The 26,708-nt window shown below is 71.8% G+C and carries 20 protein-coding genes; 9 read left to right on the forward strand and 11 right to left on the reverse strand.

What is annotated here, in order from left to right:
* Positions 1 to 25: 25 nt before the first annotated feature.
* The gene (locus ACFUO4_RS09820) at positions 26 to 478 is read left to right on the forward strand and encodes an ATP-binding protein (protein ID WP_079310041.1); all 453 of its coding nucleotides are present in this window, start codon (positions 26 to 28) and stop codon (positions 476 to 478) included.
* Here ACFUO4_RS09820 and ACFUO4_RS09825 read toward each other — a convergent pair.
* The 3 genes from ACFUO4_RS09825 to ACFUO4_RS09835 form a co-directional block, all read right to left on the reverse strand.
* Complete coding sequence (locus ACFUO4_RS09825; RefSeq protein WP_383481869.1) at positions 438 to 1,874, reverse strand: amino acid permease; 1,437 nt, start codon at positions 1,872 to 1,874, stop codon at positions 438 to 440. The genes ACFUO4_RS09820 and ACFUO4_RS09825 overlap by 41 nt on opposite strands.
* Before the next feature lie 127 nt (positions 1,875 to 2,001).
* Entirely contained in the window at positions 2,002 to 3,009 is a 1,008-nt protein-coding gene (gene argF, locus ACFUO4_RS09830) for an ornithine carbamoyltransferase (protein WP_079310043.1), read from the reverse strand.
* A 99-nt stretch (positions 3,010 to 3,108) separates the two neighbouring features.
* Positions 3,109 to 4,332, reverse strand: a complete 1,224-nt coding sequence (locus ACFUO4_RS09835) for an arginine deiminase (protein ID WP_383481873.1) — start codon at positions 4,330 to 4,332, stop codon at positions 3,109 to 3,111.
* A gap of 119 nt (positions 4,333 to 4,451) precedes the next feature.
* Here ACFUO4_RS09835 and ACFUO4_RS09840 point away from each other — a divergent pair, with 119 nt between their 5' ends.
* The gene (locus ACFUO4_RS09840; RefSeq protein WP_383481876.1) at positions 4,452 to 5,591 is read left to right on the forward strand and encodes an SPFH domain-containing protein; all 1,140 of its coding nucleotides are present in this window, start codon (positions 4,452 to 4,454) and stop codon (positions 5,589 to 5,591) included.
* Positions 5,588 to 6,478, forward strand: a complete 891-nt coding sequence (locus ACFUO4_RS09845) for a hypothetical protein (RefSeq protein WP_383481879.1) — start codon at positions 5,588 to 5,590, stop codon at positions 6,476 to 6,478. The genes ACFUO4_RS09840 and ACFUO4_RS09845 overlap by 4 nt, the downstream gene beginning before the upstream one ends.
* 188 nt (positions 6,479 to 6,666) lie before the next feature.
* On the opposite strand, the gene ACFUO4_RS09850 is transcribed toward ACFUO4_RS09845, so the two are convergent.
* Complete coding sequence (locus ACFUO4_RS09850; protein WP_383481882.1) at positions 6,667 to 9,252, reverse strand: polynucleotide kinase-phosphatase; 2,586 nt, start codon at positions 9,250 to 9,252, stop codon at positions 6,667 to 6,669.
* Positions 9,249 to 10,712, reverse strand: a complete 1,464-nt coding sequence (locus ACFUO4_RS09855; RefSeq protein ID WP_383481885.1) for a 3' terminal RNA ribose 2'-O-methyltransferase Hen1 — start codon at positions 10,710 to 10,712, stop codon at positions 9,249 to 9,251. Before ACFUO4_RS09855 ends, ACFUO4_RS09850 begins: the two co-directional genes overlap by 4 nt.
* A gap of 94 nt (positions 10,713 to 10,806) precedes the next feature.
* Here ACFUO4_RS09855 and ACFUO4_RS09860 point away from each other — a divergent pair, with 94 nt between their 5' ends.
* Positions 10,807 to 11,607 carry an SAM-dependent methyltransferase gene (locus ACFUO4_RS09860; RefSeq protein WP_383481888.1) on the forward strand — a complete coding sequence of 267 codons (801 nt, stop codon included), beginning with the start codon at positions 10,807 to 10,809 and terminating at the stop codon, positions 11,605 to 11,607.
* A gap of 51 nt (positions 11,608 to 11,658) precedes the next feature.
* On the opposite strand, the gene ACFUO4_RS09865 is transcribed toward ACFUO4_RS09860, so the two are convergent.
* Positions 11,659 to 12,582 carry an LLM class F420-dependent oxidoreductase gene (locus tag ACFUO4_RS09865; protein ID WP_383481891.1) on the reverse strand — a complete coding sequence of 308 codons (924 nt, stop codon included), beginning with the start codon at positions 12,580 to 12,582 and terminating at the stop codon, positions 11,659 to 11,661.
* Positions 12,583 to 12,818: 236 nt separating this feature from the next.
* Between ACFUO4_RS09865 and ACFUO4_RS09870 the strand changes: the two genes are divergently transcribed.
* Positions 12,819 to 12,983 carry a hypothetical protein gene (locus tag ACFUO4_RS09870; protein WP_165951269.1) on the forward strand — a complete coding sequence of 55 codons (165 nt, stop codon included), beginning with the start codon at positions 12,819 to 12,821 and terminating at the stop codon, positions 12,981 to 12,983.
* Positions 12,984 to 13,053: 70 nt separating this feature from the next.
* On the opposite strand, the gene ACFUO4_RS09875 is transcribed toward ACFUO4_RS09870, so the two are convergent.
* The 4 genes from ACFUO4_RS09875 to ACFUO4_RS09890 form a co-directional block, all read right to left on the reverse strand.
* Positions 13,054 to 13,524, reverse strand: a complete 471-nt coding sequence (locus tag ACFUO4_RS09875; protein WP_383481894.1) for a DUF6099 family protein — start codon at positions 13,522 to 13,524, stop codon at positions 13,054 to 13,056.
* 203 nt (positions 13,525 to 13,727) lie between these two features.
* Positions 13,728 to 14,054 (reverse strand): nucleotide pyrophosphohydrolase, encoded by a 327-nt coding sequence (locus ACFUO4_RS09880; protein WP_383481897.1) that lies wholly within the window; start codon positions 14,052 to 14,054, stop codon positions 13,728 to 13,730.
* Positions 14,051 to 15,292 carry an AAA family ATPase gene (locus tag ACFUO4_RS09885; RefSeq protein WP_383481900.1) on the reverse strand — a complete coding sequence of 414 codons (1,242 nt, stop codon included), beginning with the start codon at positions 15,290 to 15,292 and terminating at the stop codon, positions 14,051 to 14,053. The genes ACFUO4_RS09880 and ACFUO4_RS09885 overlap by 4 nt, the downstream gene beginning before the upstream one ends.
* Before the next feature lie 483 nt (positions 15,293 to 15,775).
* On the reverse strand, positions 15,776 to 16,165 hold the full coding sequence (locus tag ACFUO4_RS09890) for a cell division protein SepF (protein WP_383481903.1): 390 nt from the start codon (positions 16,163 to 16,165) through the stop codon (positions 15,776 to 15,778).
* 230 nt (positions 16,166 to 16,395) lie between these two features.
* On the opposite strand from ACFUO4_RS09890, the gene ACFUO4_RS09895 reads away from it, so the two are divergent.
* Complete coding sequence (locus ACFUO4_RS09895) at positions 16,396 to 20,529, forward strand: molybdopterin-dependent oxidoreductase (RefSeq protein WP_383481906.1); 4,134 nt, start codon at positions 16,396 to 16,398, stop codon at positions 20,527 to 20,529.
* Positions 20,530 to 20,635: 106 nt separating this feature from the next.
* Positions 20,636 to 22,345: a hypothetical protein gene (locus ACFUO4_RS09900; RefSeq protein WP_383482390.1), complete on the forward strand. Its 1,710-nt coding sequence runs from the start codon at positions 20,636 to 20,638 to the stop codon at positions 22,343 to 22,345.
* Here ACFUO4_RS09900 and ACFUO4_RS09905 read toward each other — a convergent pair.
* Positions 22,326 to 22,841 carry a YceI family protein gene (locus tag ACFUO4_RS09905; protein ID WP_079310050.1) on the reverse strand — a complete coding sequence of 172 codons (516 nt, stop codon included), beginning with the start codon at positions 22,839 to 22,841 and terminating at the stop codon, positions 22,326 to 22,328. The genes ACFUO4_RS09900 and ACFUO4_RS09905 overlap by 20 nt on opposite strands.
* A gap of 94 nt (positions 22,842 to 22,935) precedes the next feature.
* Here ACFUO4_RS09905 and ACFUO4_RS09910 point away from each other — a divergent pair, with 94 nt between their 5' ends.
* Both ACFUO4_RS09910 and ACFUO4_RS09915 read left to right on the forward strand, forming a co-directional pair.
* Positions 22,936 to 23,427, forward strand: a complete 492-nt coding sequence (locus ACFUO4_RS09910; protein ID WP_079310051.1) for a MarR family winged helix-turn-helix transcriptional regulator — start codon at positions 22,936 to 22,938, stop codon at positions 23,425 to 23,427.
* A gap of 204 nt (positions 23,428 to 23,631) precedes the next feature.
* On the forward strand, positions 23,632 to 26,703 hold the full coding sequence (locus tag ACFUO4_RS09915; RefSeq protein WP_383481910.1) for an FAD-binding and (Fe-S)-binding domain-containing protein: 3,072 nt from the start codon (positions 23,632 to 23,634) through the stop codon (positions 26,701 to 26,703).
* Positions 26,704 to 26,708: the final 5 nt, after the last annotated feature.

The following is a 26,708-nucleotide window of genomic DNA, read 5'->3' on the forward strand; positions in this document are numbered from 1 at the left end:
AGGTTGAAAGCAGGACTGCCTGCTCATGAACGGAACCGCCTTGCAAGAACGCCCCTCAGCCTCCGCCTCCTGGCGTGTCGCGCTGCCGCACTCCGCCGCTGCGGTGCCCGTGGCGCGTGCGCTGGTGCGGACGGCGCTCGCCGATCTCGAGCACGGGGCCGACTGCGACACCGCCGAGCTGCTGACGGCCGAGCTGGTCGCGAACGCCGTCGAGCACACCGCCGGGGACTCCCCGATAGAGCTGGTCGTGGAGCTGCTGCCGCACGGCTGCCAGGTCGAGGTCCATGACCCGGACCCGGCGCCGCCCGGTGATCTGACCCGCCCGCACGGCGGGGAACCCGACCCCTGGCAGGAGCACGGACGCGGGCTGCTGCTGATCCGTGCCCTCAGCTCGTCCTGCGGGCACCGCCCCACCGAGTCCGGCAAGGCGGTGTGGTTCAGACTGCCAGTGGTTCCGCGGCAGTGGCGTCCGGCGTGACGGTGGCCTGCTTGCCGAGCCTGGAGTTCCGGCGGCCGTAACCGACGTAGAGCAGGAATCCGACCGCCAGGAACACCGCGAACTGGATCCAGGTCGTCCAGCCGGTCTCGTACATCAGGTACAGGCAGAAGCCGATGCCGAGCAGCGGGACGACCGGGTAGAGCGGCACCCGGAAGGTGCGGGCGAGGCCCGGTTCCGTGCGGCGCAGGGCGATGACCGCGATGTTGACGACCGCCATGACGGCGAGCGTGCCGATGGTGCACAGGTTGACCACCGCGTCGAGGGACGCGAAGGCCGCCGGGACGGCGAAGACGACCGCGACGATCAGGGTGCCGGCGACGGGTGTGGCGGTCTTCGGGGAGACCTTCTCGAAGACGCGCGGGATCAGCCCGTCGCGGGACATGGACATGAGGATGCGGGTCTGGCCGTACATCACGGCGAGCACGACGGACGCGATGGCGACGACCGCGCCGAAGGCGATGACCCCGCCCCCGACCGACGAGCCCGTGACCTCGTTGACGACGTACGACAGGGCGGCAGGCCGGCCGCCGACCTCGTCGCCGCCGATGGCGCCGATCGCGGCGAGGGCGACCGCGCAGTACAGCAGGGTGACCAGGCCGATGCAGACGAGGATCGCGACCGGGATGTCCCGGCGGGGGTTCTTCGCCTCCTCGCCGGCCGTGGTGATCGCGTCGAAGCCGATGTACGAGAAGAACGCGGCCGTGGTGCCCGCGCCGATGCCGCCGAGGCCGGCCGGGGAGAAGGGCGTGAGGTTGCCGTCCTTGAAGGCGGTGAACCCGATCGCGCAGAAGGCGACGAGGATCGCGAGCTTCAGCACCGCCATCGCGGCGGTGGCGCGGGCGCTCTCCCGGACACCGCGCACGAGCAGCACCGAGGCGAGCGCGATCACGATCACGGCGGGCAGGTTGATGACACCGCCGTCACCGGGGCCGGCGGACAGGTCGGCCGGGATCTGCCGTCCGATCAGGCTGTCGAGGAGCTCGTTGACGTACTGGCTCCAGCCGACCGCGACGGCCGACACGGAGACGCCGTACTCCAGGAGCAGGCACCAGCCGACGAGGAAGGCCGTGCGCTCGCCGAGACCGGCGTAGGCGAAGGAGTACGACGATCCGGAGACCGGGATCGCGCCGCCCAGCTCGGCGAAGGCGAACGCGGTGAAGACGCAGGTGATCGCGGCGAGGACGAAGGAGACGACGACGGCCGGGCCCGCCTGGGCCACCGAGTCGGACAGTCCGACGAAGATGCCGGTGCCGACGATCGCGCCGAGACCGAAGCTGATCAGCTGGAAGAGGCCCATCGTGCGACGGAGACCGTGGCCCTCGCGGTCGGTGCCGGATTCGGCGACCAGCAGGGCGGGGGACTTTCTGCGGGGCATGCGGGTGGTGCTCGTTTCTGGTGGTGCGGGGTGCGACGGGGTGGTGTCGCGGACGGCGGCTCCGGAAGGGGTGGCTCCGGGCCGCCGGACAGCATAAGGCCTGCGTAAGGCCCTCTTCTCAGCCTGTTCAGGCCAGCGTCGCCACCAGGACCGCCTTGATGGTGTGCAGCCGGTTCTCCGCCTCGTCGAAGACGACCGAGTGGGCGGACTCGAAGACCTCGTCGGTGACTTCCAGCGAGTCGAGGCCGTGCGCGTCGTAGATCTCCTGGCCCACCTTCGTGCCAAGGTCGTGGAAGGCCGGCAGGCAGTGCAGGAACTTGACGTCCGGGGTGCCGGTGGCGCGCAGCACGTCCATGGTCACGGCGTACGGCTTCAGCGCGGCGATCCGGTCGTTCCAGACCTCCTTGGGCTCGCCCATGGAGACCCAGACGTCGGTGGCGACGAAGTCGGCGCCGAGCACTCCCTCGTCCAGGGACTCGGTGAGAGTGATGCGGGCGCCGCTGTCCACGGCGAGCTGACGGGCGCGCTCGACGACGTCCCGGTCGGGCCAGTAGGTCTTCGGGGCGACGATCCGGACGTCCATGCCGAGCAGGGCGCCGGTGATCAGATAGGAGTTGCCCATGTTGAAACGGGCGTCGCCGAGGTAGGCGAAGGCGATCTGCGTGACCGGCTTGGTGCAGTGCTCGGTCATGGTGAGCACGTCGCCGAGCATCTGGGTGGGGTGCCAGTCGTCGGTGAGACCGTTGTAGACGGGGACACCGGCGTACGCGGCGAACTCCTCGACCTTCTGCTGGCTGTCCCCGCGGTACTCGATGCCGTCGTACATCCGTCCGAGCACGCGGGCGGTGTCCCGTACGGACTCCTTGTGGCCGAGCTGCGAGCCGGAGGGGTCGAGGCAGGTCGTCGAGGCGCCCTGGTCGGCGGCGGCGACCTCGAACGCGCAGCGGGTGCGCGTCGAGGTCTTCTCGAAGATCAGCGCGATGTTCTTGCCCTGGAGGTACCGCGTCTCGGTCCCGGCCTTCTTCGCGGCCTTCAGCTCCGCGGCCAGCTCGATGAGCCCGAGGAACTCCTCGGCGGTGAAGTCGAGCTCCTTGAGGAAGTGACGCCCGGCGAGGGCAGTGGGGACAGTCGCCATGGGGGCGCTCCAGAGATACGGGGGACACGAACTCCTGGAAGTCTATACGACGTCCGGCATTTATATACAGTCTGGCGTACGAATATGCGGCCGCCCGTTCTACACGGCCGCTCGCTCGACGGGACAGCTCATACAGCGCGGCCCTCCTCTCCCCCGCCCCAGCTCGCTGCCGGGGATCTCGATGACCTCGATGCCCTGCTTGCGGAGGTGGGTGTTGGTGGTGGCGTTCCGCTCGTAGGCGACCACCACGCCCGGCTCGACGGCCAGCACGTTGCAGCCGTCGTCCCACTGCTCGCGCTCGGCGGCGTGGACGTCCTGCGTGGCGGTCAGCACCCGGATCTCGCTGAGTCCCAGCGCGGCGGCGATCGCGCGGTGCATGTGCTCCGGCGGATGGTCGGTGACCTTCAGCTCCTTGTCGCCGACGCCCGGTTCGATGGTGTACGAGCGGAGCATGCCGAGCCCGGCGTACTGGGTGAAGGTGTCGCCGTCGACCATCGTCATCACGGTGTCGAGGTGCATGAAGGCGCGTCGCTTGGGCATGTCGAGCGCCACGATCGTCTGCGCCGAGCCGGCCGCGAACAGCTTGTGCGCGAGCATCTCGACGGCCTGCGGGGTGGTGCGTTCGCTCATGCCGATGAGGACGGCGCCGTTGCCGATGACGAGGACGTCCCCGCCCTCGATGGTGGACGGGTAGTCGGCCTGGCCCTCGCTCCAGATGCGGAACGTCTCGTCGCGGAAGAGGGGGTGGTGCCGGTAGATCGCCTCGAAGTGGACCGTCTCGCGCTGCCGGGCGGGCCAGCGCATGGCGTTGACCGAGACGCCGTCGTAGATCCAGGCGGAGGTGTCGCGGGTGAAGAGGTGGTTGGGCAGGGGGGCGAGCAGGAAGTCGTCGAGGTCCATGACATGGAAGCGGACGGAGACCGGCTCCTCGTGCGCGTCGAGGAACTCCCGCTTGGTCATGCCGCCGACCAGCGCCTCGGCGAGCTCGGGCGCGGGCAGCGTCTCGAAGGCGGCCCGGAGATGGTCGGTGGCGAGGACGCCGTACTCCTTCTCGTCGAAGACCCGGTCCAGGACGAGGGTGCGGGCCGCCGGGATCGCGAGGGCCTCGGTGAGCAGGTCGCCGAAGAGGTGGACGGTGACCCCGCGGTCGCGGAGCACGTCCGCGAACCCGTCGTGCTCGGCGCGCGCCCGGCGCACCCAGAGCACGTCGTCGAAGAGGAGGGCGTCCTTGTTGCTGGGGGTGAGCCTTTTGAGCTCGAGATCCGGCCGGTGCAGGATGACGCGGCGCAGCCGCCCGGCCTCGGAGTCGACATGGAATGCCATGCCTCCATCCTGACCATCGGCGACCGAATTCATCCCCTGCTTGACCACTTCCCTTTCTCGTCCTCTTGACGATAAACGGAACTCACGGTTATCGTCTTCCAGACGACAAGGGGGCTCTCGTGGCCGACATCACCCGGCGCCTGGGCTGGCGCCATCTCCGTGGCGCGCCGACCGCGCACATCCGGCACCACCGCGGCGGAAAGCTGCTGCACGACGGGCCCGGGCTGAGCTTCTGGTTCCGCGCACTGACCGCCGCCCTCTCCGAAGTTCCGGTCGACGACCGGGAGTTGGCGATGACCTTCCATGCCCGTACGTCCGACTTCCAGGACGTGACGGTGCAGTCGACGGTGACCTACCGGATCAGCGACCCGGCCCTCGCCGCCGCCCGCCTGGACTTCTCGGTCGACCCGGACACCGGCGCGTGGCGCGGCACGCCGCTGGAGCAGCTCGGCACCCTGCTGACGGAGACGGCACAGCAGCACGCCCTTGACGTCCTCGCCCGTACGTCGCTGTCGGCGGCGCTGGTGGACGGGGTGACGGCGGTCCGGGAGCGGGTCGCGGCGGGCCTGGCGGCGGAACCGCGGCTGCCGGCCACGGGCATCGAGGTGGTCGCGGTCCGGGTCGTGGCCCTGCGTCCGGAGCCGGAGGTGGAGCGGGCGCTGCGCACCCCCGCCCGTGAGCAGATCCAGCAGGAGGCCGACCGGGCGACGTACGAGCGGCGGGCGGTGGCGGTCGAGCGGGAGCGGACGATCGCCGAGAACGAACTGGCCAGCCAGATCGAACTCGCCCGGCGCGAGGAGCAGTTGGTCGAGCAGCGTGGCACGAACGCCCGCCGCGAGGCCGAGGAACACGCGGCGGCGGACGCGGTACGGGCCGGGGCGGAGGCGGCCCGGTCGGTGAAGCTCGCGGAGGCCGAGGCCGCGCGCTCGGTGAAGCTCGCCGAGGCGGAGGCCGCGCGGGCGGTGAAGCTGGGCGAGGCGGAGGCGGCCCGGTCGCTGAAGCTCGCCGAGGCCGAGGCGGCGCGTTCCGTGCAGTTGGCTCGCGCCGAGGCCGAAGGGGTGCGTGAGGTGGGTGAGGCGAAGGCCCAGGCGCAGGAGGCGTGGCTGCGCGTGCACGCCGACGTCGACGTGGCGACCCTGCACGCCCTCACCGGCACCCGGCTCGCGGAGAACCTGCCGCACATCGACAGCGTCACCATCTCGCCGGACGTCCTGACCGGCCTGCTCGCCCGGCTCGGCACCCCGCGGGACCCGGCGTGAGCCTCGCCCCACGGGTCGTCCTGGTCCACCGCACCACGGAGTACGAGGAGTTGGTGGCCCACCACGGCACCCACGGCCAGGCCGCGTTCTTCCTCTCCTCCCGCGGCCGGGACATCGAGGAACTGGCGGACCGCCACCGCCGTACCCGCGCCGCCCTGGCGGAGGTGACGGCGGCGATCCCGCTGACCTGGCGGCAGAGCCGGGTGGAGCGGCGGGATCTGGACCGCTTCCTGTTCGCGCCGGAGGACGTGGTGGTCGTGGTCGGCCAGGACGGCCTGGTCGCGAATGTCGCCAAGTACCTGGCCGGGCAGCCCGTGCTGGGCGTCGACAGCGACCCCGGCCGCAACCCCGGTGTGCTGGTGCGGCACCGGCCGTCGGAGGTGGCGCGGCTGCTGGCGGTCGCGGACCGGGAGGTCGACGAGCTGACGATGGTGGAGGCCGTGGCCGACGACACCCAGCGGCTGCTCGCCCTCAACGAGATCTATCTGGGCGCCGCCGGTCACCAGACCGCCCGCTACCGCCTGGGCCTCGACGACGACGGGGGTGCCGTCGAGGCCCAGGCCTCCTCCGGGGTGCTGGTGGGCACCGGGACCGGCGCGACCGGCTGGCTGCGGTCGGTGTGGCGGGAGCGCGGCGCCCAGCTGCGGCTCCCGGGCCCGGCCGAGGAGCGCCTGCTGTGGTTCGTCCGCGAGGCGTGGCCCTCGCCCGCCACCGGTACGTCCATGGTGGCGGGCGAGCTGACGGCCTCCGACCGGCTCCGGCTCACGGTCGAGTCCGAGCGGCTGATCGCATTCGGAGACGGCATGGAGGGTGACGCGCTGGAACTGACGTGGGGGCAGTCGGTACGGGTGGGGGTGTGCCGGGAGCGGCTGCGACTGGTGGGGTGACCGGCCCCGAGGGGCCCGGGACCCGCTGCGACTTATGGGGCGACCGGGCGCCCGAGGGGCCGGGGAAGCGGCTGAGACTGGTCGGGTGACCGGACCCCGAGAGGCCAGGGGTGGGGTGACCGGACCCCGAGAGGCCCGAGACCGGCCGAGACTGGTGGGGTGACCGGGCCCCGAGGGGCCCGGTCTCGTCACAGCCGGGGGTCCACCGGCTCCGACTCCAGCGCCAGTACCCCGAACACCGCCTCGTGGACCCGCCACAGCGGCTCGCCCTCGGCCAGGCGGTCCAGGGCCTCCAGACCGAGCGCGTACTCGCGGATCGCGAGCGAGCGCTTGTGGTTGAGGAAGCGTCCGCGCAGCCGGGCGAGGTTCTCCGGGCGGGTGTACTCCGGACCGTAGATGATCCGCAGGTACTCCCGGCCCCGGCATTTGATGCCGGGCTGCACCAGCCGTCCCTCGCCTCCCCCACTCTCGGCTTCGCTCGAGCGGGGGGACCCCCACCGCACGACCGCACCCAGCGGCTTGACGACCATGCCCTCGCCGCCGCGGCCGGTCATCTCCAGCCACCAGTCGACGCCCGCCTGGACCGACTCGGGGTCGGCCGTGTCGACGTACAGGCGTCGCGTGGTCTGCAGCAGACCGGTGCCGTCGTGCTCCACCAGCCGGTCGAGGAGGGCCAGTTGCTCGTCGTGCGGGAGGCCGGCGAGGCTGCGGCCCTGGACCGCGAGGATCTGGAACGGCGCCAGGCGGACGCCGTCGAGGCCGTCCGTGGTCCAGCAGTAGCGGCGGTACGCCTCCGTGAACGCGGCCGCGTCCGAGGCCCTCGCGCGCTGCCGGTCCAGCAACTCGCCGACGTCGACGCCCCGCGCCGCCGCGCCCTCAAGGGCGGCGACCACACCCGGGAACACCGCCCCGGACGCGGCACCGACGGCGGCGTACTGCGAGCGCAGCAGCCCCGACGCCTTCAGCGACCACGGCATCAGCTCGGCGTCCAGCAGGAGCCAGTCCGTGTCCAACTCCCGCCACAGGCCGGCCTCTTCGACCGCCGCGCGCACCCGCCCGAGGATCTCCTCGGTCACCGACTCGTCGTCGAAGAACGGCCGCCCGGTGCGGGTGTAGAGCGAACCTGTGGGCCCGTCCACGCCGAAGCGCTTGCGCGCCGCCTCCGCGTCCCGGCACACCAGCGCCACCGCCCGCGAACCCATGTGCTTCTCCTCGCACACGACCCGCGCGACCCCGTCCTCGGCGTACTGCTTGAACGCCTCGGCCGGGTGCTCCAGGTAGCCCTCGAGGTGCGACGTCGCCGTCGGTGCCATGGTCGGCGGGAGGTACGGAAGCAGCCGCGGGTCCACCGCGAACCGGCTCATGACCTCCAGCGCCGCCGCCGCGTTCTCCTCCCGGATGGCGACGCGGCCCTGGTGCCGGGTCTCGACGACCCGCCGCCCCTGCACGTCCGCCAGGTCCAGCGGCCGGCCGTCCTGCCCGCCCGGCGCCTCCGACTTCAGCGGCTTCGTCGGCTCGTACCAGACCCGCTCCGCCGGTACGTCGACCAGCTCGCGTTCCGGCCAGCGCAGCGCGGTGAGCTTGCCGCCGAAGACGGCACCGGTGTCCAGGCAGATGGTGTTGTTCAGCCAGGTGGCCTCCGGGACCGGGGTGTGGCCGTAGACCACGGCCGCCCGGCCTCGGTAGTCCTCCGCCCACGGGTAGCGCACGGGCAGCCCGAACTCGTCGGTCTCGCCGGTGGTGTCGCCGTACAGCGCGTGCGAACGCACCCGCCCCGACGTACGGCCGTGGTACTTCTCCGGCAGACCGGCGTGACAGACCACCAGCCGGCCGCCGTCGAGGACGTAGTGGCTGACGAGCCCGTCGATGAACTCCCGCACCTCGGCACGGAACTCGTCCGACTCGGTCTCCATCTGCTCGATCGTCTCGGCGAGGCCGTGGGTGTGCTGGACGTTGCGGCCCTTGAGGTAACGGCCGTACTTGTTCTCGTGGTTGCCCGGCACGCACAGCGCGTTGCCCGACTTCACCATCGACATCACGCGGCGCAGCACACCGGGGCTGTCCGGGCCGCGGTCGACGAGGTCGCCGACGAAGACCGCGGTCCGGCCCTCCGGGTGGACGCCGTCGACGTAGCCCAACTTGCCGAGCAGGGACTCCAGTTCGCTCGCGCAGCCGTGGATGTCGCCGACGATGTCGAAGGGACCCGTGAGGTGGGTCAGGTCGTTGAACCGCTTCTCGGTGACGACGCCGGCGTTCTCGACCTCCTCGACACCCCGCAGGACGTGTACCTTGCGGAAGCCCTCGCGCTCCAAGTGCCGCAGGGAGCGCCGCAGTTCGCGGATGTGCCGCTTGATGACCCGGACCGGCATGTCGGCGCGGTCGGTGCGGCCCGCGTTGCGCTCGGCGCACACCTCCTCCGGCACGTCCAGCACGATGGCGATCGGCAGCACGTCGTGCTTCTTGGCCAGGTCGATCAGCTGCTTGCGGGCGTCCGACTGCACGCTGGTGGCGTCCACGACGGTGCGCCGGCCGGCGGCGAGCCGCTTGCCGGCGATGTAGTGGAGCACGTCGAAGGCGTCCTTCGTCGCGCTCTGGTCGTTCTCGTCGTCGGAGACCAGACCGCGGCAGAAGTCCGAGGAGATCACCTCGGTGGGCTTGAAGTGCCTGCGGGCGAAGGTCGACTTGCCGGAGCCGGAGGCGCCGACGAGGACGACGAGGGAGAGGTCGGTGACGGGCAGCACCCGTCCCCGGGTCTGGGTCAGGTTCTCGGTCACGCGGCCTTCGCCTCCTTCTCCATGCGTACGGTGAACACGGCCATCTGCGTGGGCGGCCCCACCTCGGGGTCGTCGGGCCCCACCGGCACGAACTCCACGCCGTACCCGTGCCGTTCGGCCACCGACCCGGCCCAGGCCCGGAACTCCTCCCGCGTCCACTCGAAGCGGTGGTCGCCGTGCCGGACATGGCCGGCCGGGAGGGACTCCCAGCGGACGTTGTACTCGACGTTCGGAGTCGTCACGAGGACGGTCTTCGGGCGCGCGGCGCCGAACACCGCGTACTCCAGGGCGGGCAGCCGCGGCAGGTCGAGGTGCTCGATGACCTCGCTGAGCACGGCCGCGTCATAGCCCTTGAGCCGCTTGTCGGTGTAGGCCAGCGAACCCTGGACGAGCTGGACGCGCGAGGCCTGCCGCTCCCCCATGCGGTCCAGCTTCAACCGCCGGGAGGCGATGGTGAGGGCGCGCATCGACACATCGACGCCCACGATCTCGGTGAACCGCACGTCCTTGAGCAGCGCCTGCACCAACTGCCCCTGTCCGCAGCCGAGATCGAGCACGCGCGCGGCACCGGACGCCTGGAGCGCGGCGATGATCGCGTCCCGCCGCTGCACGGCGAGCGGTGTCGGCCTCGCCTCCTCCTCGGTCTCGGCCTCGACGGCGTTGTCGATCTCCTCGACCTCGCTGTCGTCGGACTCGGCGAGACGCACGAGCTCCAGTCGCTCCATGGCCTGGCGGGTCAGCGACCAGCGCCGCGAGAGGTAGCGGCTGGTGATGAGCTTCTGCTCCGGGTGCTCGGGCAGCCAGCCCTCACCGGCGCGCAGCAGCTTGTCGACCTCGTCGTCGGAGACCCAGTAGTGCTTGGCGTCGTCGAGCACGGGGAGCAGGACGTACAGGTGCCGCAGCGCCTCCGCGAGGGTCAGGGCAGCGGACTCCAGTTCGAGCCGCACATACCGCGAGTCACCCCACTCGGGGAACTGCGGGTCCAGCGCGACGGGTTCGACCCCGACGGTCCACCCCAGCGGCTCGAAGAGCCGTCGAACGAGTGCGGGGCCGCCCCTGGCCGGCAGCGCGGGCACCTCGATGCGCAGCGGCAGCGGCTGCGCGGCCCGCTCGGGGCGGGCGGTGCACACCCCACGCATGGCGCTGGAGAAGACCGCGCTGAGCGCCACGGCGAGCAGTGAAGAGGCCGCGTACGGACGGTCGTTGACGTACTGCGCGAGCGCCGCGTCGGGAGCCCCGCCGCGCCCCTTGCCCTTCCCCTTGCGCACCAGCGCCACGGCATCGACCTCCAGCATCAGCGCCGCCGTGCACCGCTCGGGCCGCGCCTCGGGGTAGAGGACATGGGCCTTGCCGTAGGAGGTGGAGAACGCCTGCGCCTTCTCGGGATGCTTGTGGAGCAGGTAGCCGAGGTCGGTGGCGGGGCGTTCCGGGGTGCCGGTGGTGGTGATCGAAAGGAACACGGGCGGGCCTCAAGTAGGGTCTGAACTGCTGATATGCACACCGTACAGACCGGACATCGGCAGCACTCGGGAATTATTCGCCTGGAGGCCTCACGTGGCAGACACCGGATCGGGCGCGGACCGCTTGGACACGACCAAGCCGCACTCGGCGCGGATGTACGACTACTTCCTCGGCGGTAAGGACAACTACCCCGTCGACGTGGCCGCCGCCGAGCAGGTGACGGCCCTCTTCCCCGCGGTGAGCGCGATGGCGCGGACCAACCGTGCGTTCATGCACCGCGCGTCCCGGCTGCTGGCCGAGCGCGGGATCCGTCAGTTCCTCGACATCGGCACCGGCATCCCGACCCGGCCGAACCTCCACCAGATCGTGCAGGGGATCGCCCCCGAGGCCCGGGTGGTGTACGCGGACAACGACCCGATCGTCCTGCGGCACGCGGAGGCGCTGCTGCACAGCACACCGGAGGGGCGGACGGCGTACGTCCAGGGCGACGTACGGGAACCGGGGAAGATCATCGCGGCGGCCCGGGAGACCCTCGACTTCACGCAGCCGATCGCGCTGTCGCTGGTTGCGCTGCTGCACCTGGTGGGGGACGAGGACACACCGGCCATGATCCTGCGCCGGCTGCTGCGCCCGCTGCCACCGGGGAGTTTCGTGACGCTCTCGCACGCGACCGGTGACTTCGATCCGGAGACCTGGGAACGGGTGGTGGAGGTGTACCGCAAGGGCGGCACCGCGGCCCAGGTCCGCTCCCGCGCAGAGTTCTCCGCTTTCTTCACGGGCCTCGAACTCCTCGACCCCGGCGTGGTGTTGGCCGCCGAGTGGCATCCCGAGCTCGGCGAACGGCAGGGCGGTACGGAGATTCCGCTGTACGTGGGGATCGGTCGCAAGCCGTGACGTGGGACCGTCCGGCGGCACGGCCCGCGCCGCCGGACGGTCTTACGACCCTCAGCTCAGCTGCGACTGCACCTGCGAGGCGATGAGCTCCAGGTGCTCGAGGTCGTCGAGGTCGAGGAGCTGGAGGTACAGGCGCCGCGAGCCGATCTCCCGGTACCGGCCGATCTTGTCGACGACCTCGGCCGGGGAGCCGGCCAGGCCGTTGGCCTTCAGCTCGGGCACCTCGCGGCCGATCGCGGCGGCGCGGCGGGCGACCTCCTGGTCGTCCTTGCCGACGCAGACGACGAGGGCGTTGGAGTACACGAGGGCGTCGGCCCCGCGGCCGGCCTCCTCGGCGGCGGCGCGGACCCGGCCGAACTGGCGCTCGCTGTCCTCGACGGAGGCGAACGGCATGTTGAACTCGTCGGCGTACTTCGCGGCCAGCCGCGGGGTACGGGTCGGGCCGTGGCCGCCGACGAGGACCGGGATCTTCTCCTGGGCGGGCTTGGGGAGGGCGGGGGAGCCGGTCAGGTCGTAGTACGTGCCGTGGAAGTCGAAGGTGTCACCCAGCTTGGTCTCCCACAGGCCGGTGACGATGGCCAGCTGCTCCTCCAGGCGGCCGAACTTCTCCTTCGGGAACGGGATGCCGTACGCCTGGTGCTCCTCCTCGAACCAGCCCGCGCCGAGGCCGAGTTCGACGCGGCCGCCGGACATCTGGTCGACCTGGGCGACCTGGATGGCGAGCACGCCGGGCAGCCGGAAGGTGCCGGCGGTCATCAGGGTGCCGAGGCGGATGCGCTTGGTCTCCCGGGCGAGTCCGGCGAGGGTGATCCAGGCGTCGGTGGGGCCGGGGAGGCCGTCGGCGGACCCCATCTTCAGATAGTGGTCGCTGCGGAAAAAGGCGTCGAAGCCGAGGTCCTCGGTGGCCTTGGCGACGGTGAGGAGGGTGTCGTAGGTCGCGCCCTGCTGGGGCTCGGTGAAGATGCGAAGATCCATACCTCCATCCTGCACGGTGCTGTCCCGGTCAACCCCACTGGTCCCTGTGGCCCCGCGCCGCCCCGGTCGGGTGAAATCCGTCAACGCGGGGCCCGGGGGCTGCCCGGGCCAGTGACCCGGCGGACGTGATGATCGTTGCTCGGGCGGAGCCGGACCGACCGGCGCCCGCGCCGGCCGGTCAGCGCCGGGCGTCAAGGTGTCGGCCTCCCGTGGAGGCCTGGGCCGAGGAGGCCGTCATGTCCGAAGAATCCGTCCCGCAGCAAGGGGGCGAAGCCGGCCGGCCGAAGGGCTTGCTGCAGCAGATGGAGGAGCTGATGGCGGCCCTCAACGCGGACCTCTCCGCCCTGGACGCGGACCTCCAGTCGGCGGGGCGGGGGGCGGAGGAGACCGAGGCCAAGTAGGGCTTCGGCGGGTGCTGTGCCGCCGGTGAGCCGGGGGCGGACCGGAGTTGCGGGGCCGCGCCGGCCGGCCTCACCCCGCCTCCCGTTCCGGTATCACCGGATCCCCCTCCGCCAGCTTGCGCAGCATGTCCCGGACGCGGTCCCGGGATTCGTCGGCCGCGTCGATCGCCTCCATGCACTGCCAGTACGTGCCCTCGTCGTCCGCCGCGCAGGCGAGGCCCACCAGGGCGATGCCCACCTCGCCGAGGAGGCCGCCGAGGTAGACGAGGGCCTGGCGGGCGTCGCCCAGTTCGGTCAGCTGGGCGGCACGGAGGTCGGCGGTGTCGAGGTCGGGGCGGTCCAGGACCCCGCAGCCCCGGCCCGCCAGCTCCGTCAACCCGAGCGCCTCGCCCCTCAGTCGGGGCGGTCCGAAGACCGCGAGTCTGCTCCCTATCGCCTGCGCCAGAGCCTGCGCCTGCCAGACCTCCGTCAGGATCTGCGGCGCGTCTCCGCTCCCCGCGAGGGCACGCCTGCTCGTCACGATGAGCCGCACCGCGTCCATGCCCTGCCCCCGTCCGCCCGAACTCCCTTGTTCACTACCCAGAGTGAAGGCCGCCGAGACGAAAAACCAGAGGAAGGCGGAAATCTGTGGACAACGAATCGATTTCGAGCCGGAATTTGACTGCGGAGAGTGAAAACGGACCGAGCGGCTCCCGACACCGCGCTCCGTCACCCTCGCGCACCCTCACGCTCGCTCCCACGCCCTCACGGCGCCGGAAACCTCCGCTCGTTGCGGTCGATCTTCGCGTCCAGCGCCGCCAGCGGATCGATCCCCAGCACCTCGCACAGTTGCAGCAGATACGCGAGGACATCGGCGACTTCGTCCGTGACCCGGTGCGCGGTGTCGGCGTCGTCCATGACCCGCGTCGACTCCTCCGGCGTCAACCACTGGAAGATCTCCACCAGTTCGGAAGCCTCCACGCTGAGCGCGGCGACGAGGTTCTTGGGGGTGTGGTACGGCTGCCAGTTCCGCGCGGCCGCGAACTCGGCCAGCCTGCGCTGCAGCCCCGCCACATCGAGATGCTCTGTCACGGCTCCAGGTGTACCACCGTGACCCCGTCCGTCCCCGCCGCCCAGCTCGCGTCGGCCGTCGTCCCGAGCAACCGGATGTGACCCCGTTCGCACATCCGGGCCGCCAGCCCCAGCAGTTGGGCCCGTTGCCGCGGGTCCAGTCTCCGGTCGACGTCGTCGGCGAGGACCGTCAGCGCCTGCATCGCCGCGGGCACCTCACCGGCCGGGTCGACCTCCAGCACCCCGGGCCCGGTGAACAGCACCAGGGCGAGGGCGAGATACCTCAACTCCCCGTCGCCCAGCCGCCCGAGCGCCGTACGCACACCGTCGCCACGGTTGAGCACCGCCCGCACCGTGCCGTCACCGAGCGGCTCGGCCAGCACGTCCGTCACCGGCCCCGCGCAGCCCTCACGCACGGCCGAGACGAACTGCGCATGCCGCCGGCCGCACTCCGCGCGGGTGCGCCCCAGCACTTCGGCGAGGTTGTCGCAGCCGCCGAGGAGCCGCCCGGCGCCGACCGGGACAGGCAGCCGCATCCGGTCGGGGCGCGGATCGCAGGCGAACACCGACCGCAGGGCGACCACCATCTGTTCGGCGGCGGCGAGCACCCGTCGCTGCCCGTCGGTCTTCCCCGCGACCCGTAACGGGAGCAGGGCGGTGCCGAGCCGGTCGTCGGGCAGCGGGGCCCGGGTCACCGGCGTGGCGCCGGCGGTGTGCCAGGCGGCCTGCACGGCACGGCGTGCGGGGTCGCGGAGCGCGGTCTCCAGCAGGACGAGGCCGCCGGACGTCAGCCGCTCGCCGACGATCCGCAGGTCGGGCTCGGCCTGGACGGCGACGTCGAGCCGTACCGGACCCTCGGGCCCGTCCGCCGTACAGCCGATCCGGAAGCCGCGCCGCCGCTGGGCGTCGGGGCGGGCCCGCTCCGGCACCCAGGCCGGCGGGTCGGCGAAGACCGCGCCGAGTTCGGCCCCGGCGCCCAGCCGGGCCAGCGCCTCGTACGCCCGCAGCGCGCTCGTCTTGCCGCTGCCGCTGGGCCCGGCGAGCAGGGTGAACGGCCCCAGCGGGAAGGCGGCGCCGCGGTGGGACGCGAACGCGGACAGCCGCAGCTCGGTGAGATGGGGGCGGAGCGAGCGGTGGTCACCGGACGCCGGGAACGCCGAGGAGGTTTCCGCGTTCCGCGCCCGTCCCTGTGACGGCACCACGGGATCGGCGGACGCCACCGGCACGGAAGACACTGAGAACGCTGAAGGCACGGCCATATCCGGACCGTAGGACTCCGGCCCGGGCCGAACCGTTCCTCCCAGGCACGCTTCCTACGATCGAGGGACCGCGCCGACTCGGAACACCCAGCCAACACCTCCGTGCCCCGGTCTCTCCGGCCCCGGCTCACATCCCCGTGGCCCGACCCGTCCGGCCCCCCAGCTCACGCCCCGGTGACCCGGCCGCCCCGGAACACCCCGGCTCACGCCCCGGTAGCCCGACCCCTCCGGCCCCCCCGCCTCACGCCCCGGTGACCCGGCCGCCCCGGAACACCCCGGCTCACGCCCCGGTAGCCCGACCCCTCCGGCCCCCCGGCTCACGTCCCGGTAGCCCGACCGCCCCAGCCCCCCGGCTCACACCATCGCGCCCCGGTCGCCCCGGAACACCCCGCTCACACCCCCGTGATCCGGCCGCCCCGGCCACTCCCGCTCACCGCCGTGACCGCCCCGGAGGCGCCCGGAAAGCGTCCCGGTGCGCCCCGCTCACACCCCCGTAGCCCCCGCCCCCTCCATCAACCCGCTCACCTCGGTGCCGGGCGGGGTCAGCAGGAACACGTTCCGGTCGACCCGGTGCATCCCGCTGGACAGCCCGAAGACGACGCCGGTGCTGAAGTCGAGGACCCGCTTGGCGACCTCGCCCTCCGCGCCGGTCAGGTCCAGCAGCACCGGGATGCCCGCCATGAGCGTCTCGGCGACCTCGCGGGCGTCCCCGAACACATTGACGCGGAGGACGACGAACCGGCGGCGCGGCTCCGTGGGCGCCTCCGGCATGGCCCGGTGGTCCACCGCGGACGGCCAGGCGTCCCGGCCGCGCAACGGAACGACCTGGGCGAGCCCTTCCCACTGTTCATCGGTGACGTCGTGGCTGTTCACCGGCTCCCCCCGAAATCGCTCGCCTTCATTGCCTGCACCAGCCAATTCTTACGCCAAGTCACCCGTTCGGCCCAACAGCGACACGGACCGCCACCGTCACACCCCCTCACATCGGGCCACGGACCGCTGTGTGGCCGACGTAACCCCTCGTGATCAAGCCGTGTGACACCGGCGTAATGGGCGATTCGTACGCTCTCGGGCATGAGCAGTCCGCCGAGGAAGGGCAGCGTGTGACCCCCACCACCCCCACGTCACAGGTGCGCTCGGTCTGCTCCTACTGCGGGGTGGGCTGCGGGATCGTGCTGGACATCGGGAGGGGGCCGGACGGCCGCCGTACCGTCCTGAAGGCCACCGGCGACAAGGCGCACCCGGCGAACGCGGGGCGGCTGTGCACCAAGGGCGCCACCACGGCCGAGATGCTCGCCGCGCCGGGCCGGCTGACCACCGCGCTGGTCCGGGACGAGCGGGGCGAGGAGCCGGTGCCCGCCCCGATGGCGGACGCGGTGTCCGAGACCGCGCGCAGGCTCCGGCAGATCATCGACACGCACGGTCCGGACGCCGTCGCCTTCTATGTCTCCGGGCAGATGAGCCTGGAGGCCCAGTACCTGGCGAACAAGCTCGCCAAGGGGTTCGTGCGGACGAACCAGATCGAGTCGAACTCCCGGCTGTGCATGGCGAGCGCCGGGGCCGGTTACAAGCTGTCGCTGGGGGCCGACGGGCCGCCGGGGTCGTACGAGGACTTCGACCGGGCCGATGTCTTCTTCGTCATCGGCTCCAACATGGCCGACTGCCACCCGATCCTCTTCCTGCGGATGATGGAGCGCGTCAAGGCGGGCGCCAAGCTGATCGTCGTCGATCCGAGGCGTACCGCGACCGCGGCGAAGGCCGATCTGTTCCTCCAGGTCAAACCGGGCACCGACCTCGCCCTCCTCAACGGTCTGCTGCACCTGCTGCTCGCGAACGGCCACACCGACCCCGACTTCATCGCCGCGCACACCGAGGGCTGGGAGGCGATGCCCGAGTTCCTCGCCGACTACGCGCCGGCGGCCGTCGCGGAGATCACGGGCCTGGCCGAGGACGACCTGCGCACCGCCGCCCGGCTGATCGGCTCGGCCGGGGAGTGGATGAGCCTGTGGACCATGGGCCTCAACCAGTCCACGCACGGCACCTGGAACACCAACGCCCTGGTCAACCTCCATCTCGCGACGGGCACCATCTGCCGTCCCGGTTCCGGCCCGTTCTCCCTCACGGGCCAGCCGAACGCGATGGGTGGCCGCGAGATGGGCTACATGGGCCCGGGCCTGCCCGGCCAGCGGTCCGTGCTCGTGGACGCCGAGCGCGCGTTCATCGAGGAGCTCTGGGAGCTGCCGCCGGGGACCGTCCGCGAGGACGGCGTCGGCAAGGGCACGATCGAGATGTTCCGGAAGATGGCCGACGGCGAGATCAAGGCCTGCTGGATCATCTGCACCAACCCGGTCGCCTCGGTCGCCAACCGCCGTACCGTCATCGAGGGCCTGGAAGCCGCCGAGTTCGTCGTCGCGCAGGACGTCTTCACCGACACGGAGACCAACGCGTACGCCGACGTCGTCCTGCCCGGCGCGATGTGGACCGAGGGCGAGGGCGTCTTCGTCAACAGCGAGCGCAACCTCACCCTCACCGCCGCCGTCGCCGACCCGCCCGGCGAGGCGATGGCGGACTGGCGGATCATCGCGGCCGTCGCCCGGGAGATGGGGTACGAGAAGGGGTTCTCGTACGACAGTGCCGAGCAGGTCTTCGAGGAGATCCGCCGCGCCTGGAACCCCGTCACGGGCTGGGACCTGCGCGGGGTGACGTACGAGCGGCTGCGCTCCACCCCCGTGCAGTGGCCTGCCGCCGCCGAGGACGGTCCCGCCCGCAACCCGATCCGCTACGTCGAGAACGGCGAGCTCCGCTTTCCGACGCCGACCGGCCGTGCCGTCTTCCACGCCCGCCCGCACCTCCCGCCCGCCGAGATGCCGGACGACGACTTCCCCTTCGTCCTCAACACCGGCCGGGTGCAGCACCAGTGGCACACGCTGACCAAGACCGGCAAGGTCGCCAAGCTCACCAAGCTGAACCCCGGGCCCTTCGTGGAGCTGCACCCCGAGGACGCGCGGGCGCTCGGCATCGCCGACGGCGACGGGGTGGAGGTGGCCTCACGGCGCGGCCGGGCGGTGTTGCCCGCGGTGGTCACCGACCGGGTCCGGCCCGGGTGCGTGTTCGCGCCGTTCCACTGGAACGACCTGTTCGGCGAGTATCTGAGCGTCAACGCGGTGACCGGCGACGCCGTCGACCCGATCTCCTTCCAGCCCGAGTTCAAGGTGTGCGCGGTGGCGCTGGCGAAGGTCCACGAACCGACACCCGCGGCCCCCACGGCCCCCGCAGGCGTCATGGTCCCGACCTCGGTCACACCGACCACCGTCCCTTCAACCTTTGTCACGCCGACCTCCGTCACCCCGGGCACCGACCCCTTCGGCCTCGCACCCGCCCCGCCACCCGTCCTCAGCGCGCGGGAGCGCCTCTACCTCACCGGCTTCCTCGCGGGCATCGGCTCCGGCGCCCCGGGCGTGCCCGTGCTCCCGCCGGACGCGCCCTTCAGCCCGGACCACGCGTTGTGGGTGAACGGCGTCCTCGCCGGCATGTACTCACGCTCGACGCCGGCACCGCAGGAGCAGCGGCCGGGCCGGGAGATCGTCGTGCTGTGGGCCTCGCAGACCGGCAACGCGGAGGACTTCGCCGGCGCGGTCGCCGACCGGCTCTCCGCGAGCGGCCACCGGGCCACCCTCGTCGGCATGGCCGACACCGATCCCGGCACTCTGCCCAAGGGCGCCGATCTGCTGCTCGTCACCAGCACCTTCGGCGACGGGGACGCTCCCGACAACGGCTCCGGCTTCTGGGAGTCGCTGGCCGCCGAGCAGGCACCGCGCCTGGACGGCGTCCGGTACTCGGTGCTGGCGTTCGGCGACTCGTCGTACGACGACTTCTGCGGCCACGGCCGCCGTCTGGACGCCCGTCTGGACGAGTTGGGCGCGGTCCGGCTCGCCCCGCGCACGGACTGCGAACCGGACTACGAGCCGACCGCGGACGCCTGGCTGGACCAGGTGCTGTCCGCGCTGGGCAGCACCGAGGCAGCGGAGCAGGCGCCGGGCACCACCGAGGCAGCGCGACTGGCGCCGGGCAGCACCGAGGCACCCCACCAGGCACCCCCGAAACCGAAGGCCCGCACGGCCAGGCCCGCGCCCACCACGGCTCGACTCGTCGGCAACCGGCTGCTGAGCCGGCCCGGCGCGGGCAAGGAGGTGCGGCGGTTCACCTTCGACACGAGCGGCACACCCCTGACGTACGAGGCGGGCGACGCGCTCGGCGTCCGCCCGGTCAACTCCCTGTCCCTGGTGGAGGAATGGCTGACGGCGACCGGCGTCGACGGCTCAACCCCGGTATCCCTCCCCGGAGTCGACGAACTCCCCTTCGCCGAGGCCCTGTACCGCCACCTGGACATCACCCGCATCACCCCCGACTTCCTCCGCTTCGTCGCCGAACACACCCGTGACGACCGCGAGTTGCGCCGTCTGCTGCGCCCCGACAACAAGGGCGGCCTGGCGCAGTGGAGTTGGGGCCGACAGGCGATCGAAGTCCTCACCGAACACCCGGTCCGGGCGAGCGCGGCGGAGTGGACGACGGTGCTCAGGACACTGCAACCCCGCCTGTACTCCATATCGTCGAGCCCCCTGGCCGACCCGCACCTGATCTCCCTCACCGTCTCCGTCGTCCGGTACGAGAACCTGCACGGCACACCGCGCGGCGGGGTCTGCTCGCCGTTCCTCGCCGACGCGGCCCCCGGCACCGAAGTGCCGGTCTTCGTGCAGTCCTCCCCGCACTTCCGCCCGCCCGCCGACGCGACCACACCCATGATCATGGTGGGCCCCGGCACCGGCGTGGCCCCGTTCGTGGGCTTCCTCCAGGAGCGCCGCGCGCTCGGCCACCGTGCCCCGAACTGGCTGTTCTTCGGCGAGCAGCACCGCGCCAGCGACTTCTACTACGAGGACGAGCTGACCGGGCTCCTCGCCGAGGGCACCCTCGCCCGCCTCGACACCGCCTTCTCCCGCGACCAGCGCCAGAAGGTGTACGTCCAGGACCGGATGCGCGAACACGGCCCCGAGCTGTGGCGGTGGCTCCAGGACGGCGCCCACTTCTACGTCTGCGGCGACGCCTCCCGCATGGCGAAGGACGTGGACCGGGCCCTCAGGGACATCGCGGTCACCCACGGCGGCCTGACCGAGGACGAGGCGAGCGCGTACGTGAAGCAGCTGGCCGCGGCCAAGCGATATGTACGGGATGTCTACTGACCGCACTTTTTTACCGGTCTCACACCGGACTCTTCACCTCCACCACCATCGCCCTCACCGGGCCCGATTACGTTCTCGTGCCGTGCACTTGGCAGACACGAAGCCGGTGACACCCGGTCGGCGGACGCAGTCGGCGGTGTCCGCCGCCCTGGAACACCCGGCGTCAGACCCTCCGGCGCAATGGCACCGCGTCCTCACCCTCCTCGCCGACATCAGCCTGTTCATCGGCACCCGCGCGGTGTGGACGCAGGCGGCCTCGCACCGCCCGGCGGTCGCCGCGGTCATCTCGGTCTGTTACGCCTCGATCCTCATCTGCGGCGTCCTGGCCCTGACGGTGCGCAGCCGGCGTGCGCTGGCCCGCCTGGACCTGCTGATCCTGCTGACGGCGGTGACCCTGACGCTGTGCGCCTGGGTGCTGCTCCACCAGGGCAGCGACGAGGCCCAGTTGACGACCCAGGCGGCCAGGGAACTGGCGGCGGGCCATCCGATGTACGGCAGGCCATGGCCCTGGCTGTTCGGCCGCACGGTCGCCCTCACCCCCACGGTCACCGGCACCTACGACCTCACGTACGGCTACCCCCCGCTCGCCCCGCTCCTGACCGCGCCCCTCCTCGGACTGGGTCACGGCGCGGCCCCGGCGACAGCGGTCAGCACCGGGGCACTGATCATCGGCGCCCTGCTGCTGTGGCGGATGCTGCCGACTCCTTGGCGCCCGGCGGCGACCATGGTCTTCCTGGGGTTCGGCATCCTCCCCCAGTACGCGAGGCTCGGTTACCCGGCGATCGTGGCCCTGGCCCTGCTGGTCCCGGTGGTGGTGGCCTGGCCGCGCATCGGACAGGGCGGCCGCCTGGGGGCGTCCGGCCTGGCACGGGCCGCCTGTCTCGGCGCGGCCTGTGCGGCACAGCAACTCCCGTGGTTCCTGGCCCCGTTCCTGTTGGCCGGCCTCTACGCCGTACGCCGGGGCGAACTGGGCCCCCGCCGGGCAGCCCTGCTCCTCCTCCGCTTCACCGGCACCGCGGCCACCGCGTGGCTCCTGCTCAACACGTACTTCATCGTCAGCGAACCGGCCGCCTGGCTCGACGGCATCGCCCTCCCCCTCACGCAGGGAGCGGTGCTGCACGGCCAGGGCCTGGTGGACGTGTCCCTGTACCTCACGAACGGCAGCGACCGTCTCGACTGGTACTCCCACGCGAGCCTGCTGCTGGCGGCGGGCCTCTTCGCCGTCTTCGTGCTCTTCGTCCGCCGCCTGGGCCCCACGGCGACGGTCCTGCCCTGGTGCGCCTTCTTCCTGGCGACGCGCTCGCAGGACGGCTACTACCTGATGATGACGCCGCTGTGGCTGGCCTCGGCGATCACGGCCCCGGCGTCGGAGTTCACGCGAGCCTGGCAGCCCCGCCTGGGCACCCGCCGCACCCGGATCACCCTCGCCGCCCTGGCCCTTACCCCGGCCCTGCTGGCCGCCACGCTCGCGGCGACGGGCGAACCACCCCTCCACATGCAGGTCACGACCCTGCACCGCTCCCGCCCGGTCGCCGCCTCCCGCCTGCACGTGACGGTCACGAACACGTCCGGGACCGCCCTCACCCCCCACTTCATGCTCACCGCAGGCCAGGGGATGAGCCGCTACTGGCGCATCGTGCGCGGCCCGACGACCCTCCCGCCGCACACCACGGCGAGCTACGACCTCAGGCCGCCCACCATCCCGTACGGCGGCCGGTACGTCATCCCCAGGGTCGGCGCGCACCTGCGCCTGCGCGCCTTCACATCCGGCCCGCAGACCCTGTCGACCGCCTACGTCAGCCTGCCGTCCGGGTGAACCGGAGCGTCGCGGACACCGTCGTGAGGCCACGGATCATGCCGAGCTGGTTCCAGCCCATGCCGAAGTGGTCCCGGTCGACGGAGAACTCGGCGTCCAGAGTGAGCGCGTCCGCGTCGGCGCCCACGAGCCGGGCGGTGAAGGACTGGGGGCGGCTGATGCCGCGCACGGTCAGCTGACCGATCACATGAACCTTGTCCCCGTCCCGCAGCTCGGCGCTGCGCACCGCGAAGGTGATCTCGGGGTGGTTGTCGCCGTCGAAGAAGTCGGCGCCCTTCAGGTGCGCGTCCCGCTTGGCGTTCTTGGTGTCCAGTGAGGCGACGTCCAGCGTCAGGGTGCCCACGGCGGACCCGTCGGCCCGCACCTCGCCCTGCCCGTTCACGGCACCGAAGGTGCCCTTAACGGTGACCAGGTTCCACATGGTCTTGTGCTTGATCCCGACGGTCGAGGCGGCGGTGTCGAGCTGCCAGGTCCCGGTCTCCACGGCAACGGTCATGGTCGTTCACTCCTGCGATGCTGTAGTTCAAATTTGGATGACAACGTCACCGTAGCCGACCATCCAAATTTGAACAACAGATACACTGAAACTCATGGCCGCCGACTCCACCACCCCCTCCGCCCCCTCCGACCACTCCGACTGTCCGTCATCCTCCGGTGACGGACTGCTCCCCCCGGAGCTGCACGCCTGGATGCTGATGCTGGCCGCGACCGGAGCCGTCGAGCAGGAGCTGCGTTCCGTGGTCAAGGAGCGGCTGGACGTCTCCCACGACGAGTTCCTGATCCTGTGCCTGCTGGCCGGACACCCCGGCGAGGCCCTGCGCATGACCCGCGTCGCCGAGCTCCTGGGCCGCCCCAAGACCCGCCTCACCTACCAGATCGCCTGCCTCCAGCACGCGGGCCTGGTCACCCGCCAGTCCGTCTGCGGCGACAAACGAGGCGTGGAGGTGGCCCTCACGGAAAAGGCCCGGGGCCTGCTGAAGGCGGCCTCCGCCCCCTTGGCCGAGACGGTGAAGGAGGGCCTGTCCCGCTTCATGGGCCCGGCCCAGTGCGAGGCGATGCGCGCCCTGATGCCGGAGGCGTAGAGAACCTCTGTGCACAAGCGCACAGCACAGGCCCACCAAGCTCCACTCTCTGCAGGCCACCGGCCGGGAGGGAGCCGTAGGGGCGCGCCGGTGTCGGGACGGCGAACGCGCGGAGGCCCGAAGGGTCGAGCACGATCGCCGTCCCGACACCGGCTGAGAGCGCCCCGTAGGCGACCTACCAGATATCGGGGGTACCCGGGCCCCATGCCCACCCTGGAATCAGCCCTCCGCCACCGCGTGAACGGCGAGGTCCGCTTCGACGCCGGTTCGCGGGCCGCCTACTCCACCGACGCCTCCAACTTCCGCCAGACCCCGATCGGCGTGGTGGTCCCCCGTACCCCCGAGGCCGCGGCCGAGGCCGTGGCCGTCGCCCGTGAGTTCGACGCCCCTGTGCTGTCCCGGGGCGGCGGCACGAGCCTCGCCGGCCAGTGCACGAACACGGCGATCGTCATCGACTGGTCGAAGTACTGCCATCGCGTCGAATCCGTGAACCCCGCCACCCGCACCTGCATCGTCCAGCCCGGCATAGTCCTGGACGACCTCAACCGCCGGCTGGCGCCCACCGGCCTCCGCTTCGGCCCGGAGCCCGCGACGCACGCCAACTGCACGATCGGCGGCATGATCGGCAACAACTCCTGCGGCGCCACGGCCCAGGCGTACGGCAAGGTCGTGGACAACATCGTCCGCCTCGAAGTGCTGCTCTACGACGGCACCCGGTTCTGGTGCGGAACGACCAGCGACGACGAGTACGCGGCCATCGAACGCCAGGGCGACCTCCGCGCCACCCTGTATCGCCGCCTACGCGCCCTTCGCGACACTCACGCCGACGAGATCCGCCGGCGCTTCCCGGACATCCCCCGCCGCGTCTCCGGCTACAACCTCGACTCCCTCCTCCCCGAGCACGGCTTCGACGTCGCGGGCCTCCTCGTCGGCAGCGAGTCGACGCTGGTGACCGTTCTGCGCGCCGAACTCGAACTGGTGCCGGTCGTCAAAGAGCAGACACTGGTCGTGCTCGGCTTCCCGGACATCGAGACGGCAGCCGACGCCGTATCCGAGATCCTGCCGTACGAGCCGATCGCCCTGGAGGGAGTCGACGCGCTGCTGATCCGGGACGAGCGCATCAAGCGGCTCAACCCCAAGGCACGCGCCGAACTCCCTGAGGGAAACGCCTATTTGATGGTCCAGTTCGGCGGGGAGACGGTCGAGGAGTCCGACGAGCGCGCACACCGGATGCTGGACGGGCTGCACGAGTCCGAGCACGATCCCACGGTCGCCTTCTTCGACGACCCCTCCCACGAACAAGAGTTGTGGCAGGTCCGCGAGTCCGGCCTCGGCGCCACCGCGCACATCCCGGGCCGCCCCGACACCTTCGAGGGCTGGGAGGACTCGGCGGTCCCGCCGGACCGGCTTGGCGACTACTTGCGTCGACTGCGGGACCTGTACCGGGAGTTCGGGTATCTGAGCGACACCGGCCCGAGCCTGTACGGCCACTTCGGACAGGGCTGCGTGCACACCCGTATCCCCTTCGACCTGTACTCCGCGGACGGCGTGGCCGCGTACCGCCAGTTCATGGAGCGGGCCGCCGATCTGGTGGCCGAGTTCGGCGGTTCGTTCTCCGGCGAGCACGGGGACGGCCAGAGCCGGGGCGAGCTGCTGCCCCGGATGTTCGGGGAGCGACTGGTGGGTGCCTTCAACGAGTTGAAGGGTGCCTTCGACCCCCTCAACCGGATGAACCCGGGGAAGGTCGTGGCCCCGTACCGCCTCGACGAGAACCTCCGCCTCGGCGCCGACTGGGCCCCGTACGCTCCCCGGGACCTGCACTTCGCCTTCCCCGACGACGGCGGCTCGTTCGCCGAGGCCGCCAACCGCTGTGTGGGCGTGGGCAAATGCCGCCAGCTCACCACCGACGGCTCGGTGATGTGCCCGTCGTACCAGGTCACCCGGGAGGAGGAGCACTCCACGCGAGGCCGGGCCCGGCTGCTGTTCGAGATGCTCGACGGTCATGGCGACAGCGCGATCCAGGACGGCTGGCGCTCGCAGGCGGTGCACGACGCACTCGATCTGTGCCTGGCCTGCAAGGGCTGCAAGCGGGACTGCCCGGCCGATGTCGACATGGCGACGTACAAGGCGGAGTTCCTGTCCCACCACTACGAGGGCCGCTGGTGGCGGCGGCCGCGCGCGCATCTGTCGATGGGCTGGCTGCCACTGCTGGCACAGGCCGTGGGCCGCTCCCGCCTGGCCCCGGCCGTGAACGCCCTCACCCACACACCCCTCCTGTCGCGCGCGGCGGTCGCCGTGGCCGGTGTCGAGAACCGCGAGCTACCGCTGTTCGCCGGCGAGACGCTCCAGCAGTGGTTCGCGCGCCACGAGCCGTACGGCGACGGCACGCGCGGGAGCGTCCTGCTGTGGCCGGACACCTTCACCAACCACTTCCATCCGCACGTCGGCCGGGCCGCCGTGACCCTCCTGGAACACGCGGGCTGGCGCGTGGAGTTGCCCACCGAACCGCTGTGCTGCGGGCTGACGTGGATCTCCACCGGCCAACTCGGCATCGCCGAGCGGGTGTTGGGCCGCACCGTACGGCAACTCGCGCCGCACGTACGGGACGGCGGGCTGGTGGTCGTGCTCGAACCGAGCTGCGCGGCGGTGTTCCGCTCGGACGCGCACGACCTGTTCCCCGGCGACCGGGACGTACGGCGGTTGCGCGATCAGACGGTGACGCTCGCGGAGCTGCTGACCGAGCACTCCCCCGGTTACGAACCCCCGCAGGTCCCGGAGCGTTCCGCGCACGCCCTGGCACAGGTGCACTGCCACCAGCACGCGGTCCTCGGCTGGGACGCCGACGCCGAACTGCTGCGCCGTGCAGGTGTCGACGCCGAACGGCTGGACTCCGGATGCTGCGGGCTGGCAGGGAACTTCGGCTTCGAGCCGGGGCATCTCGACGTCAGCGAGGCGTGCGCGGAACGCGTCCTGCTGCCGAGACTGCGGGACGCGGCACCGGAGACGGTGGTGCTGGCCGACGGCTTCAGCTGCCGCACCCAGGTGGCCGAGTTCGACAGCGGCGGCCACGAGGGCGTCCACCTCGCGGAGTTGCTGGCGGTGGGTCTGCCGGGCGGGGACGGTACCGCGTACGGCAGCGCGTACGGAGTGGCCCCGGACGCCCGCCCGACACCCCCGGACCGCCGAGCCCAGGCTCTCGCCCTGGCGGGCGGCGGCCTGGTCGCGGCGGGGGTGGTGGGGGCGGCGTTGAGGGTGGTGCGTGGGGTGCGGCGGTGAGGGCG

Origin of the sequence: Streptomyces sp. NPDC057280, assembly GCF_042668605.1 — a bacterium.
Taxonomy (GTDB): domain Bacteria; phylum Actinomycetota; class Actinomycetes; order Streptomycetales; family Streptomycetaceae; genus Streptomyces.